Source organism: Helicobacter sp. 'house sparrow 1' (assembly GCF_900199585.1).
In the GTDB taxonomy this organism is placed as follows: Bacteria; Campylobacterota; Campylobacteria; order Campylobacterales; family Helicobacteraceae; genus Helicobacter_H.
In genome coordinates this window covers 65,454-79,234 of sequence record NZ_FZQY01000001.1, presented here as the reverse complement: position 1 = coordinate 79,234, position 13,781 = coordinate 65,454, and the positions used below count along the sequence as shown (strand labels likewise).

The following is a 13,781-nucleotide window of genomic DNA, read 5'->3' as shown; positions in this document are numbered from 1 at the left end:
CTTTTAATTTTTTTCCAAAATATTTTGTTTTAAAATCTTAAATCTTGAAAGAATATTGCCATCTATATTTCCGCTACTACAAGAGATTACTACACCACCCTTTGCAATATTATCATCAGCTTCCAGCTGTATATTTTTAAGATCAAGATTTTCTCTTAAATAAGGATAGTCTAAAGTATTTACGCGCAATTGAATTTTTGTAGCATCTTTAACACTACCAATAAGAGACTTTGCTAGAGTCAAAGCCACTTCTTGGTTATTTTCCTCTACTTCTTTTATAATCACTTCCTTTGCTATATCTACAGCAATTTGAGCAAGTTCTTTTTCTAATTCCTGCATTCTTTCTTCTGATTTTCTCAAACTTTTTTCCAAGTTAATTACTGCATTAATAAGCGCCTGCTTTTCTTTTTGTATCTCTTCTAGCATCTCATTTTTTATTTTTTGCTCACCATCTCTTAAACCTTCTTTATAAGAATCGCTTTTTGTAAGTGCAAGGCGATCTTCAAGGTCTAGTTGTTGTTTTTCTACTTGGATTTGCATTTTTGCTAAGGATGAGGAAAGTTCATCTGTCTTTTGCAAAAGCTTTTCTATTAACTCTTTTTCAAGAGAATTATTCACGCTTTCCACTGCTCCACCAACAGCACTTTCTTGATTTTGTATTGTGTCTATTGTTTCATTAGGAAGATCATAATTTGTGTTTATTTCATTCTTATCAATTGTTTTAAATTGATACTTTTGGATATTATGATTCTCTCTATTTAATCGATGGATTAAGTCTGGCTGATCTATATCATTCAACGACATCATCTTCATCTCCTATTTGTATTAATCCTTGATCAGACAAGTTTTGCACAATCTCTACAATTTTTCTTTGTGCAGCTTCCACATCCCTTACTTTTACCGCACCAAGAAATTGCATCTCTTCCACAAACTGCTCGCTTGCTCTTGTACTCATATTCTCCAAGAATCTTTCCTTTAGAGTATCTGGTGAAGATTTTAAAGCCAAAATTAAATCTTTTTTATCTGCAACTTTTAAAATCTCTCTGATTGCATTTTTATCAAGCTTTGTAATATCTTCAAAAGTAAACATCATTTCTTTAATTTCACTTGCCAATTGACTATCACTTTGTTCGATATAAGAAATTGTAGTTTTTGCTGCTTTTTGTCCCAAACGATTAAATATTTCAGCAACTGCCCTAGGACCTCCAACTTCAACCTTATAAGTAGTTAAGGATTCTAGTTTGTTTTCTAAAATAGCAGATACTCTTTTTACCGTGCTTGGAGAAACATCACTTAAATTTGCCATTCTAATAGATATCTCTGCTTTCATATCATCTTGAAAATATCCCAATGTCTCTGCAGCAGACATCGGATCCATATGTGCCAAAATAAGTGCTATAGTTTGGGGATGTTCATTTACGATAAAATCAGCTAGTTGTTGAGGTCTTACCTTGGATAAATAAGAAAAATTTTTTGTAGATTGCATTGTTTTTGAGAGTTTGTCTAGGATTTTTTTTGCTCCATCTGGTCCTAATGTTCTACTTAATAATTCCCTTGCATAGTCCATACCACCATTGTTAATGTATTGATTACTTTGCAAAATTGTATAAAATTCTTCCAAAACCGCAATTCCTATGGACTTGTCTGTTCCATTTAGTTGTATAATATGCTTACTAATTTCTGTAATACTCTCAATATCAAGATGCCTGAAAATTTCTGTCGTTAAATCCTCACCTATCTGTATCAGCAATATAGCAATCTTTTCTGCCATTGAAAATTCATCATACTGCGCTTTTTGCTTTGCATTAAGATTACCTGCCATTTTAAAATCTCCTAAGATTGCTTGATATCTGCATTAATCTCATCTTGGATTAGCATCCTAAATAATGTAGCTATTTCCTCTGGTTTTTCTTCGACGATATTACGCATTTTTTCTAATAAAACATCATATTTGACTTCATCTTCATTAAAGCCCTTGCCAATTCCTAATTGTTCCTCTACACGCTTACGCATTTCACCAAATTTATTAAATTCCTCATCTTCCTCATCTGCAGTCTCAAATAGAGATTCCACCTTTTCTTCTTCGTGATTTTGCACTTCTAGCATTCTTTCTGTAAATGGAACGATTATTTTTCTATAGAATACAAAAATAATTAAAGCTACAATCACATATTTTAACATCGGTAAAAATGGTCTTAAATAGCTCTCTATTCTCATTGTAATTTTGTCAAAATCTGTCATAGGAACATAATTTTGTGTTTTGGCATTAAACTCAAAGTTACTTACAGTAACATCATCTCCCCTTTTTTGACTGTAACCAATAGCTTGTTTTACCAAAGAATCAATCTTCTCCATTTCAACTTCACTCATTGGAATATATTCAATCTTTTCTACGCCATCTACCACCACTTTTTTATATCTACCATCTACAACAACTGCAGCACTCAGTCTTGTTAATACACCAAATTCTCCCTTGATCTCATTAACCGTCTTTCCAACTTCGTAGTTTGTGGTATTTTGGGTTTTCTCATATTTTTCTTTACCATCATTATCTTCAAGTCCCTGAACAGGTCCTATATTACTCACTGCACCCGGAACTCCTCCTATTTGCTTTTTTTCTCCCCCCTCTCTTTTTTCCTCAAGATTTTGCTCACTTCTTACCACATTATTTGGATCATAAATTTCTTGCAAACTCTTTTTTTGCGAAAAATCAAAATCAGCACTTACTCTTGCAACAACCTTATCTTCACCACCAACCACTGGGGATAAAATATTAATAATTTTTGCCTCTAAAACCCTCTCAATATTATTTTTATATTTCAATTGGATTGCTGCTATTTCTTTAGAAGTGCTTAATTCATCATCCTCCCCAAGAGGCTCTCCATTTTGACTTACAAGTTTAACATTTTCAATAGTAAGATTAGGAATTGCAGCAGCTACAAGATTTTTTATTCCAAAAATTTGAGCACTTGTAAGATTAGATCCCATCTTAATGCCTAGCATCACCGATGCAGTTGGAGGAATCTGTTGAGAAACAAATACAGAACTCTTTGGGATAGCAATTAAAACATTAGCTTTTTGTATCGGTGCTAGACTTTCAATCGTGCGCGATAATTCACCCTCAATAGCGCGCAAAAACTTTACTTTATGTTCCTCATCTGTAATACCAAAATCTTTATTATCAAAAATTTCAAACCCAACTTTACTAGTTTTTGGAATACCTTGTGAAGCTAAAGCGATGCGCTGTTCATAAACCTTATCTCTTGGGACTAAGATTGTATCTTCATTAGAGAGTTTATAGGGGATCTGATTTTGTTGTAAGTGTTGTAAAACTAGAGCATTATCACTTGGATTCATTCCCTCAAACAAGACAGCATACTGGTCATTTCTCACCTTTCCGTTTGTAGTAAATACAAGTAAAAATACAAAAAAGGCAACTAAAGCAACTACACCTGCTCCAATAATAATGCGTTGCCTCTTTGTAAGGCGATTAAAAAAGCCCAAGGTTTGAGTAAAAACTTCTCTAATATCCAAGAAACACCCCAATAGAAAATGACACATATTCTACGATATTTTTTCTTTTAATAAGCTAAAAACTCTAATAATTTCTCACTATCTAACTTAGCATCTTAATAGCATTCTAGCTTATTATCAAATTTAAGTCCTAATCGTTAGAACTCATTATTTAACCATAAACTAATGTTACCAAAAATAAAGGTGATATAACTTATCTAAAAATGATGCAATTAATTGGGCCTTTTATTGAGAGATTCTTTATATTTTTCATTGTTTATAACTATCGCTTTGTAAGCTTTTAAACTACTTATATCAGAGCCTCTAAAATAAATCAATGAGCTTTTCTATTCTCTCTTATCCTAGACCTCAAAATGTTTTTTGATTTAAGTTTTATATCAAATTAATCCTAAAAGTTCATATTTTTTAGAGATTATGATTTTCTTACTACTAAATAATTAATCAAATTTACAAGGATATTGCTTTAAATCCAAAAGTATCAATTCTTGGTTGTGATACTCAATGGATTTTAGGGGCTTTCTTATAGCTAATAGCAAAAGTTTTTGATAACTTAGTATCAAAACTCCTTTACCACCATATATGTTTTTAAGATTCTATAATACAATCTACAATAATGAATCACAGAGATACAATCTTATTACATTTGTTTTTGGAGATCTTTTAACAAAAATTCTTCTAAATTAAATTTATTTCTATGATTTTGTGTAAAAAGATGAATCATAATATCACCAAGATCTACAACAATCCAATCTTCACTTTCCTCATCTACTGCATAGAAATTCTCTCCTCTTGGCTTTAGCTCTGTTTTCAACATATCTAAAAGTGCATAAGTATGTCTTCCCACCATTGCTGTTGCAATAATCACATAATCTACAATATAATCCTTATCCCTCACATCAATACACTCTATTGCTTCTGCTTTCTTATCACTGAGTTTTTGGATAATAAAATCCAATCTTTCTTGCTTCATTCTTTGCTCCTTTAGCTTACTAAAAACTTCACTTGCAATCTCTTTAGGTATTACATCTTGAGATAAAGCATTAAAATCCTGTTTTATCATTGTAGAAGAGATGGGGAAATTAATATTTTCCAACTCCAATTGCAAGCCATTTATTTTTCTGATATTATAATCAAAACCACTGCGCCTTACAAAAACAAAATTAACCTTATTTTTTAAAATATTAAAATCCCTCCATTGAGGTAGGGTTAAAAGGTTATCCTCTCCAAGTATTAAGTCAATACTCTGTGGAGAATATTTTTTTTCAAGAAAATTTATTGTATCAATGGTGTATTTAATCTTTTGCTTGATTTCAAAATCACTTACAAAAACTTTATTGATACCTAGGCAAGACTTTTTCATCCACTCTAAGCGTAAATTATTGCCAAAAGTGCTTTTTTGTTTAAAGGGATTTTGATATGCAACCATCACAATCAACAAATCAACTTTTAGTTTCTTACTTGCTTCTTTAATAATTTGAATATGGGCAATATGAGGAGGATCAAAACTCCCTCCATAAAGTGCTAAACGCATCTAGACATTTTGTGTAAAATTGGTTGCTTTTGTTAATTTAGAAAATTTTACACCCCTTAGTCCCCCAATTTCAATACTAGTGCGCACTATATCCCCACTTTTTCCTTTAAAAACGATTGTTTCTAGACAATTGCAAGTATCTAAATGGATATGAGTGCTACATAAAACCTTGACATTATAATTTTCATGTTGCATCTCTATCATTTTTTGACTTAATTCCTTTGTATGATGATCATAGATCAACACTAAAACTGCTATTTGTTCAGAATCCTCATCTTCCCACTCTCTCTCTATTATCTTTTCTCTAATCAAATCCCTAACAAGCTCTGACCTAGAAACATATCCTTGTTTAGTAAGTCGGTTATCCAACTCATCTAATAATTTTTTTTGCAACGAAACACTAAATCTTATTACTTCATTCTTTAAATCCATTCTCTGTTCCCAAACCTTGATTTTTATAACTTTAATAAAAAGCATTCTCTAAAAAAATTTTAACAAAATATTTCATATAAAACTATGATGCAGGACTAGAGGCTAGTAATTTAATGCAATTCAATATTGAAAGTAATTCTCATTAATGATATAATGAGGCATTAATTAGCTTAAAAGTTAGTTTAAAATCACTCAGGTTATAAAAATAGGGGTATTAAAATATGGAATTTTTAAGGCTTTACCTTGACTACATTATCTTTTCTGTCTTAGGTTTTATGGGTTTTATTGCGATATGGTTTAGCGTGGAGAGGGTTATTTTTTTCTCAAAAATAAAATTTGAAAATTACAAAAGCCTTGATCTTTTAGAAGAAGCACTTACTAAAAATCTCACTGCTCTTTATATTATTTATTCTAATGCTCCTTATATAGGGTTGCTTGGAACCGTAGGAGGAATTATTGTAACTTTTTATGGAATGAGCATTGGGGGAGATATTGATGCAAAGAAAATTATGGCTGATCTCTCGCTTGCACTTGAGGCTACGGGGGCTGGTTTGATCGTGGCTATACCTGTTTTAATGATCTATAATATGCTTCTTAGAAAGATAGATCTGCTTATCAACAAATACAAAGTAGCAAACCAATGAAAATCAAAAGAGGAGAAGGACTAAATATTGTTCCTTTCATAGACATTATGCTTGTTTTGCTTGCTATTGTGCTAAGCATTTCCACTTTTATTGCGCAAGGTAAAATTCAAGTTGAGGTTCCTCAGGCTGATTCTGCACAACAACCAAAGGAAGAAAAAAAGGTCATTGTTGTTGTAGATTCTAATAATCAGGTTTATTTAGATGATAAGCCTATTACTCTGAGTGATTTGAAGTCTTCTCTCTCTAAAGTTGAGGCAAAGACACTCATAGAGCTCAAGAGCGATAAGGAATCAAAGTTTGATATTTTCGTGCAAATCCTAGATATATTAAAAGACAAAAATCATGAAAATTTTGCAATCTCTACGAGAAAAAATTAAAAGACCTTCTACAATAGGTTTTATCGTTGCTTCAGTAATTTATTTGTCAGTTTTAACATTTCTTTTTGCCAACTTTAGCAAGAGTATTACCGTACAAGAAAATGGTAATCAAACCGTTACAATGAAGCTTGCTAGTGTTAATAGCGGGGGTAATGAGACACATTTTTCTAAGGCACCTCCAAAGCCTCCCAAAAAGCCAAAGCCAAAGAAACCAAAGCCAAAGAAGAAGCATCACAAAACCCCAATGGAACAGCCAAAAGAGATTTTAAAAGAAGAGCCTATTGTTCAAAAACAAGAAATTGTTGATGAAAAACAAAAAAGCTCTAATATAGATCAGGAAGGAAGCAATAATGAAGCTCTTGCTTACAATCAAGGGGTTAATGATGAGTTTTTATCTAAGATTAGACTTGCTATTTCAAACAGTAATCCCTATCCAAGAATAGCTAGGGTTAGAGGATTAGAGGGTGAAGTTACAATAGAATTTATTTTAAATATTGATGGAAGTTTAGAAGGATTAAAAATCCTAAAAAGTACTGCTGGAGATATTTTAAATAAAAGCGCACTCCGAGCTGTAGGAGATGCATCAAAATATTTTCCTACACCTAAACAAAAAGTAAGAATTAAAGTCCCTATCGTATATAGCCTAAGTAAAAGTTAAGAATAAAATATCACACTTTTAGTATTTTTTGGTGATGTGATTGCTTGACAAAATCTAAAGATTGCTATGATTTCTTGTCCTAGCTTTTTGACTAGAATGCTCTGGATACAAGGTTAAAGAATAGCTATTTAGATTTTGAAAGTGAAATTTAAATCTATGATTCTCATACTTTTTATTTTATTCCTCTAAGAAATTACAAGAAACTTTTTTTAAGAAAAGTAAAATTTTCTTTTAAGCTTCGATGTTTTATAATCCATATCTATAAAATAATAATGATTATTATAAATATTTTATTTTGGAGCAAAATAATGAAAAAAATTCTGATACCATTTTTAACTACTCTTGCTGTATTTGCACAAGAAGAAACAAAAAAGCTTGAACAAATTGTCACTACCGATTTTAAAACAAAGCTTGATGAAATCAATCGTAATGTCTATATCATTGATAAAGATATGATTGAAAACAAAGGATATACCTCTCTAAATCAGGTATTTTCATATGCCCCATTCGTTGGTTTTAGCAACACTGGTATGGGAACCAATATTGATTTGAGGGGACAGGGAAATAGTGCCAATGTAAGCACCAAAGTTCTTCTTAATGGAATTGGACTTAATATGCTAGATTCATCACATGGAGTAACACCTCTTGATAGCATTAGCATTAATGATGTGGAAAGTATTGAAATTTTACCAGGTGGAGGTGCTGTAATGTATGGCAATGGGACAAGAGGAGGTGTTGTTAATATTATTACTAAAAAACGATACGATCAATTTAATCTAAGTACTGGCATCTCTTATAACTACTCCAATGGCTCAAGACCTCAATTTGATATAAAACTAGGAGATAAAATCAAAGACAATCTTTTTTACACCCTATCTGCAAGATATCTATTTCAAGAGGGCTATAGGAATAAAGATATTAAACATTTAGGAAATATCGGGGGAAATTTTACTTGGGATATCAACTCAAACCACAGTATTTCCTTTGATTTTAACTATTTTAAGGGAGTAGATTTTAGCACTCCTGTTTTAAGATTTAGTGATATTAGCAATCCTAGTAAATCAGATAGAACAAAAGCTGGAAATGGGGATATTACCACCTTGCAAGATAGAATCTCTCTTTCGCTTAATTATGATTATAAAATTACTGAAAACCAATCCCTTAACTTAAAAACTTTTTATCACTATTATAAATTTTTCTATGATAAGAATTTGCAAGTTTTAAATTACAATTATGGAAATTTTCACCTAGAAAATACACGGGTAAATCAAAAAGGAAGTTATTTTGTAGATTCAAAAGCTGGTATTCAAGCAAAATATGATTTTAAACATAAAAATGGTCTTTTTATTTTGGGGTTTGATAGTATTTATAATCAAGGGATTAGAAATCTTAATTTAAATATTGATTGGACTGGAAATATAACTATTCCATCCCCATCTCCATCTCCATCCCCAAGTGCTATTACTGGCTATGATCACTCTATTTTAACCTATGTTAATGCTATCAAACTTAGCAATGCTATCTATGCTATAGAGAAATATGACTTTACTAAAAACTTCTCCCTTACTACGGGTGGAAGATATGAATTTGCTTGGTATGATGGATATAGAACACTAAATAATAAAATGGCAATTGGTATGGGTCCTGCTGTTTTGCCAATTAGCCCCTACTCACTCTATAAAAAAATCTCTGATACCTCACATAATTTTGCTTTTGAGTTAATACCAAAATATAGCTTTAATATAGGAGATTTATATTTTAAATATGAGCATGGTTTTCGCTCGCCAAATCCAGATAATCTTACAAGTAGGAATGGAAGTAATTCAAGGAGCAATTACATAAATACAAATGTAAAGTCTGAAAACTATGATACTTTTGAAATAGGTACCAAGCTTTTTACAACCAATACAATGTTTTTACTTACATTCTTTTATACACTCACACAAGATGAGATCTATAGTGTAGGAAGTGCCCATACTGGGAATGGCTTTTCTGTGGGAAATTATGATTTAACACAAAGAGCTGGGGTTGAGTTGGCAAGTGAGCAATTCTTTTTTGATGGAATTTTGAGCCTTAATGAGAGTTTTAGTTATATTGATGCAAGAATCCTAAGAGATAAAGGGAAACATTTTAGAGATAGACTAGTTCCATATGTAAGTAATTATAAGGCTACTATTGGAGCAAACTATGAATTTATTAAAAACTATACTTTATGGATCCAAAACTCCTTTATAGGTGCTCAAAGAGATACAGCACAAAATAAAATCAAGCCCTATAGTCTTACAGATATTGGATTAAGATTTAAAAATAAATTCTTCTCTGTTACTGTTGGTATTCGCAATCTTTTTGATACTTTTTACTATACTTTCTATAACAGAGATCAAAGTGATGAGGTTACAGGTTATGCCTTTACCATAGGTCAAGGAAGAAGCTACTTTATTGAAGGACGCTATCAGTTTTAATCATCTTTAGGGTGGGTGGTAGGCAGATTCTTATGGGAGGATGGTGGGAAAATTTAAGGAGAAAAAATGGATTTTTCAAGCATTATAAAACATATGAATGAACATCATCAAAGTGATATGGCAGGTCTTTGCAAGAAGTTTGGAAATGCCACAGAAATCAATGAAGTAATCTTAGAGGGTGTAGATTTTGATGGTCTAGACCTCGTTTATAATAAAACTCAAAAATTAAGAGTTGAGTTTGCTCAAAGAGCTGATCACACAAGTATCAAACAGGCAATCATTGATTTATGTCAGAGTGTTCCTAAAACACTAGAGTTTGACAAGGTTAAAGAGGAGATAGAGAACTTTAAAAAAGAATTTAACTCTTGTATCTTAGCTACCATTACTCAAGATAATTTTCCTCTAAGTTCTTATGCACCTCTGATTCAAATTGATGGAAAGTATTATATTTACATCAGTGCTGTAGCAGAGCATTTTGATAACATAAAAAACAATCCGCAAAAAATTGAGGTAATGTTTTTAGAAGATGAATGCAAAGCAAAGTCAATTATTTTAAGAAAAAGATTGCGCTATAGAGCAGAAGCAAGGTTTATCCAAAGAGATAGCGAAGAATTTAACAAGGCACTTGATAGTCTAGAATCTTGTATGGGTGGATCTGGAGGAATTAAAACAATTCGTGGTTTTTCAGATTTTAGTCTCATTGAACTAATCTTTAAGGATGGAAGATTTGTTAAGGGATTTGGCCAAGCCTATCTTATTTCTAGTTCTGGAGAAGTAGAACACATAGGTATTAGTAATAATCCACACACAAGGCCACATCAATAGTTTTACTTTTAAAAAATAAGTGGAGCAAATAATATCCTTAGATCAATATTTTGATCTTTATATTTTGCTCCCTTATATCTCTTAAAAATATTTTCTTCTAACTCTTCTTGTTCTTTTTTATAAGTCCTTGGATAGATGATCCATACTTCTTTGGCATCATAATATTTTGCATAAGCAAAAAGCTGATAGAGATCATTTTGAGAAACTCCAAAATGATTATTATTAGAATCTAAAATCTTCCACTTTGTATCTGCTATGATGACCTTATCCTCTTTTTTCATATAAAGATCAGGGCATAATTGAAACCTTTCTTCACCATTAAAATTAATTAGAAGACGCTTATCCTTTTTCTGCGCTTTTATTTGATAATCCTTATTTTGTTTTTTTAGCATTGAAGCAATAAAAGATTCAAAAAGTTTTTCCATTGGAAAAAGCAGTGTATAGACTTCATTATTTCCCTTATGAGATATAAAGCTATTTTGTTTTAAAAATATCTCACACCAAGTCAAAATATTTTTATAATAATGATAATGCCTTGAGTAGCCACACCTTCTAAAATCAATCTCATAGCTTTGTAATACTGACACCTCCCTAAGAATTTCTATCGCCTGATTGATTCTTGCAAATGTAGTATGATTAGAGGTTTTGCTTTTTAAAAAAATTAAAGTTGTTTTAATGATTGCATTTAATAAATTATCAGCAATATACTCATCACTCAAAGTATAAAAACGCTCTTTGTGGATTAGATTAAGGCGTAATTGCTGATTTAATAAAAACTTACCTTTAAGCACTTTTCTATTTTCTTCAACCTCTACATATTGATGCAAAATACCCTTTTGATAGATTTTTTCAAACTCTTGGATAAACATTTGAATAAATATCTCAAGTAAAGAAACCTTTGCAATATCCAATGAAGCAAGGTCAGAATTCCTTAAAGGAATACCTAATAATGTCCCTAAACAATGAATTAAAAATTTTCTAGTGTATTTTATAGCCTCATCTTTTGCAATCACTCTTTTCTTTTTCTTAGAATCTATACTTTGTTGCTCACAAAAATTTTTAATTTGATAAGACTCCTCTAAAGACATTTCTTTATCTTCTAATATTTCTATCCCATCTGATAAATCAAAACACTTTGGTAGTATTTCCAAAACTCCACTTTTTGTTTGGATAATACCCACATAGTTTTTAACCTTTAGCTCATCTCTTTTACAAAAGGTTAAAAAAGAAGTGTTGTTTTTATTTTCAGCAAACCTCATCAATTCATCAAACCACTGCTCTGCAATTTTATCTATAGATTGGCTTGTGGTTTGGTCTTTGTTTTCTCTGATACTATCTTCTAGAGTTTTCTTACTAAAACTCCCCCACTCTATGATTGTAAAGCTTCTCATTCTTGGTAAATTTTTTTGTAGGTTTCTTCATCATCCCAAACTTTATCATCCATAGTAACACAATAAGCTTTTTGTGGTAAATCAAGCTCTATTTTAGAAGATATTCCAATCTTCTTTTCAATAATCATTCCATTATGATTTAAAATTACATCTATTCTCTCATAGTCATTATAAAAATACTCTTGTAAAAGTGGAACAATCTTTTTTTGGAAGATTCTCTTAAGATCTTCTTTATTCTCTACTTTTAAAAAGAATGCATGACCTATCATTTTTTCCCTATCATAGAGATATCTAATTCTCTCATTCATACTATCAAGCAAATCTTTTAGATTAATACCATCTACTACTTCCTTCTCTAGTTTTGAGCTATCTGGCATTACTTCTATAAAATCAAATCTTCTTCTTAAAGCAATGTCTAAACTTGTAATACTCCTATCTGCTGTATTCATTGTCCCGATAATATAAAGATTTTTAGGAATGCCAAATTCTTCTTGACTATAAGGCAGGGTTACCCTTAATTCTTCATCATTACCTATTCTTTTATCTTCTTCAATCAATGTAATCAACTCTCCAAAAATTTTACTCACATTTCCACGATTGATTTCATCGATGATAAGGACATAAGGTTTTAGGTGGTTTTCAATATTTTTTATCTCATATTTTTTCTCATCCTTAAAATTTTTAAACAGCTTAAATAAATGAAATAAATAAGTTCTCTTTTGTTGCTGATTATCTTCTCCAAAAACTTCTTTTGCCATTTCCTTTGAACTAGCAAAATCTTTTTTAGACTTTATGATCCTGATAAACTCATCCATAGAGGGTGCTATATCTATCTTTGTATCTTTTGTGGAGATATAGATTCTATGTTTGTCATAATCACTGACAAAAAATTCTCCTTTTTTAGTTTTTTGTATTTTTATCTCATTTTCAATCAAGTGATCTAAAAAATCTTCAACCTTTTTTGTTATTTCCTCTTCTTCCTGAAGTTCTTCTAGATTTTTTAGAGAATTATTGTAATTTTCTAAAGCTTTCTTGCAAATTTTTTTAAAGATTCCATCTTTGATTTCATAGCTCACTTCACCACGATCACTTATTTTTGGTCTTATCCCCTCGATAAAATCCTCATAGCTATAGCTTTGATGAAAAGTAATAAATTCAATTTGACCCTGATTTTTATAAGTATCAAAAATCTTTTTAATCATCTCTCTAGAATCTCCTAGCTTACTAGGATCTAAGATTTCAATTGCTTTATCAGCTACAGAAAAAGTCTTCCCTGTCCCAGGAGGTCCATAAAGAATCTGATTATGCGGGATACAATCCCTATAGGCAAAATCTGTTTTTAACTCTACTTTATTATCATAAAAGCCAATTTTCCTTAAGATATTATCTAAATAAGGCTGATAGTCATTCATTCTAGTTAAAGTTTTTGGTGTCCAACCCTCCAGCTTCCATTTTCCTCTTTTTATCCATTCTATCTTGATAAATGATGCAAACTCATCATCGATTGTATCATCATAGAAGTATTCCTTAATTACCTTTCCATAACAAACTATTTCATTGTTATCCTCCGTTGCAATAACAACATCCCCTATTTTTATATCATTACAAAATTGCCAATTTGCTAACCGATCATTTTGTCTATTTTTACTTTTTGAGGGATATTTTTCATTTAAAACTTTTTCTATTTCTTCTTTACTTGAATATTGTTTTAAATCTCCTAGTTCCCTCCAAGGAATACCTATCAACCCATTATTGTAAATATTTTTCCACCTTTCTTCATCATCTCTAGCCCTATAAAGCCAAAAATTTCTTTCTACATATTTGCCCCATAACTCTCTTTCTTTCATCCAAACTTCCTCAAAGCTATAAATTTTATCCTTTAAAATCTCTCTATAAACTTCGGAGATATCTAATCTTTTCCTATCAA

Annotated in this window: 12 protein-coding genes; 5 read left to right on the top strand and 7 right to left on the bottom strand. The window is 31.0% G+C overall.

The annotated features are described in order from the left end of the window. Window positions 1–3: 3 nt before the first annotated feature. The 5 genes from fliH to nikR form a co-directional block, all read right to left on the bottom strand. Window positions 4–807 carry a flagellar assembly protein FliH gene (fliH, locus tag C6H31_RS00335; RefSeq protein WP_104696823.1) on the bottom strand — a complete coding sequence of 268 codons (804 nt, stop codon included), beginning with the start codon at window positions 805–807 and terminating at the stop codon, window positions 4–6. Next, window positions 791–1,822: a flagellar motor switch protein FliG gene (gene fliG, locus C6H31_RS00330; RefSeq protein ID WP_104696822.1), complete on the bottom strand. Its 1,032-nt coding sequence runs from the start codon at window positions 1,820–1,822 to the stop codon at window positions 791–793. The genes fliH and fliG overlap by 17 nt, the downstream gene beginning before the upstream one ends. 11 nt (window positions 1,823–1,833) lie before the next feature. Next, the gene (gene fliF / locus C6H31_RS00325) at window positions 1,834–3,534 is read right to left on the bottom strand and encodes a flagellar basal-body MS-ring/collar protein FliF (RefSeq protein ID WP_104696821.1); all 1,701 of its coding nucleotides are present in this window, start codon (window positions 3,532–3,534) and stop codon (window positions 1,834–1,836) included. A 637-nt stretch (window positions 3,535–4,171) separates the two neighbouring features. Beyond that, window positions 4,172–5,065: a nicotinate (nicotinamide) nucleotide adenylyltransferase gene (nadD, locus tag C6H31_RS00320; RefSeq protein ID WP_104696820.1), complete on the bottom strand. Its 894-nt coding sequence runs from the start codon at window positions 5,063–5,065 to the stop codon at window positions 4,172–4,174. Next, entirely contained in the window at window positions 5,066–5,497 is a 432-nt protein-coding gene (gene nikR, locus C6H31_RS00315; protein ID WP_104696819.1) for a nickel-responsive transcriptional regulator NikR, read from the bottom strand. Window positions 5,498–5,718: 221 nt separating this feature from the next. Between nikR and exbB the strand changes: the two genes are divergently transcribed. The 5 genes from exbB to C6H31_RS00290 all read left to right on the top strand — a co-directional run bounded on the left by exbB (window position 5,719) and on the right by C6H31_RS00290 (window position 10,463). Further along, on the top strand, window positions 5,719–6,141 hold the full coding sequence (gene exbB, locus C6H31_RS00310; protein ID WP_104696818.1) for a TonB-system energizer ExbB: 423 nt from the start codon (window positions 5,719–5,721) through the stop codon (window positions 6,139–6,141). Then, window positions 6,138–6,518, top strand: coding sequence for a TonB system transport protein ExbD (gene exbD / locus C6H31_RS00305; RefSeq protein ID WP_104696817.1), 381 nt, complete (start codon window positions 6,138–6,140; stop codon window positions 6,516–6,518). The genes exbB and exbD overlap by 4 nt, the downstream gene beginning before the upstream one ends. Next, window positions 6,484–7,176: an energy transducer TonB gene (locus C6H31_RS00300; RefSeq protein WP_104696816.1), complete on the top strand. Its 693-nt coding sequence runs from the start codon at window positions 6,484–6,486 to the stop codon at window positions 7,174–7,176. The genes exbD and C6H31_RS00300 overlap by 35 nt, the downstream gene beginning before the upstream one ends. A gap of 308 nt (window positions 7,177–7,484) precedes the next feature. Then, window positions 7,485–9,638: a TonB-dependent receptor gene (locus C6H31_RS00295; RefSeq protein WP_104696815.1), complete on the top strand. Its 2,154-nt coding sequence runs from the start codon at window positions 7,485–7,487 to the stop codon at window positions 9,636–9,638. Window positions 9,639–9,704: 66 nt separating this feature from the next. After that, window positions 9,705–10,463 (top strand): HugZ family heme oxygenase, encoded by a 759-nt coding sequence (locus C6H31_RS00290; RefSeq protein ID WP_104696814.1) that lies wholly within the window; start codon window positions 9,705–9,707, stop codon window positions 10,461–10,463. 8 nt (window positions 10,464–10,471) lie between these two features. Here the strand turns inward: C6H31_RS00290 and C6H31_RS00285 are convergent, their stop codons facing one another. Both C6H31_RS00285 and C6H31_RS07040 read right to left on the bottom strand, forming a co-directional pair. Then, window positions 10,472–11,854, bottom strand: a complete 1,383-nt coding sequence (locus tag C6H31_RS00285; protein WP_104696813.1) for an McrC family protein — start codon at window positions 11,852–11,854, stop codon at window positions 10,472–10,474. Continuing rightward, on the bottom strand, window positions 11,851–13,701 hold the full coding sequence (locus tag C6H31_RS07040; RefSeq protein WP_233709986.1) for an McrB family protein: 1,851 nt from the start codon (window positions 13,699–13,701) through the stop codon (window positions 11,851–11,853). The genes C6H31_RS00285 and C6H31_RS07040 overlap by 4 nt, the downstream gene beginning before the upstream one ends. Between the last annotated feature and the right edge of the window lie 80 nt (window positions 13,702–13,781).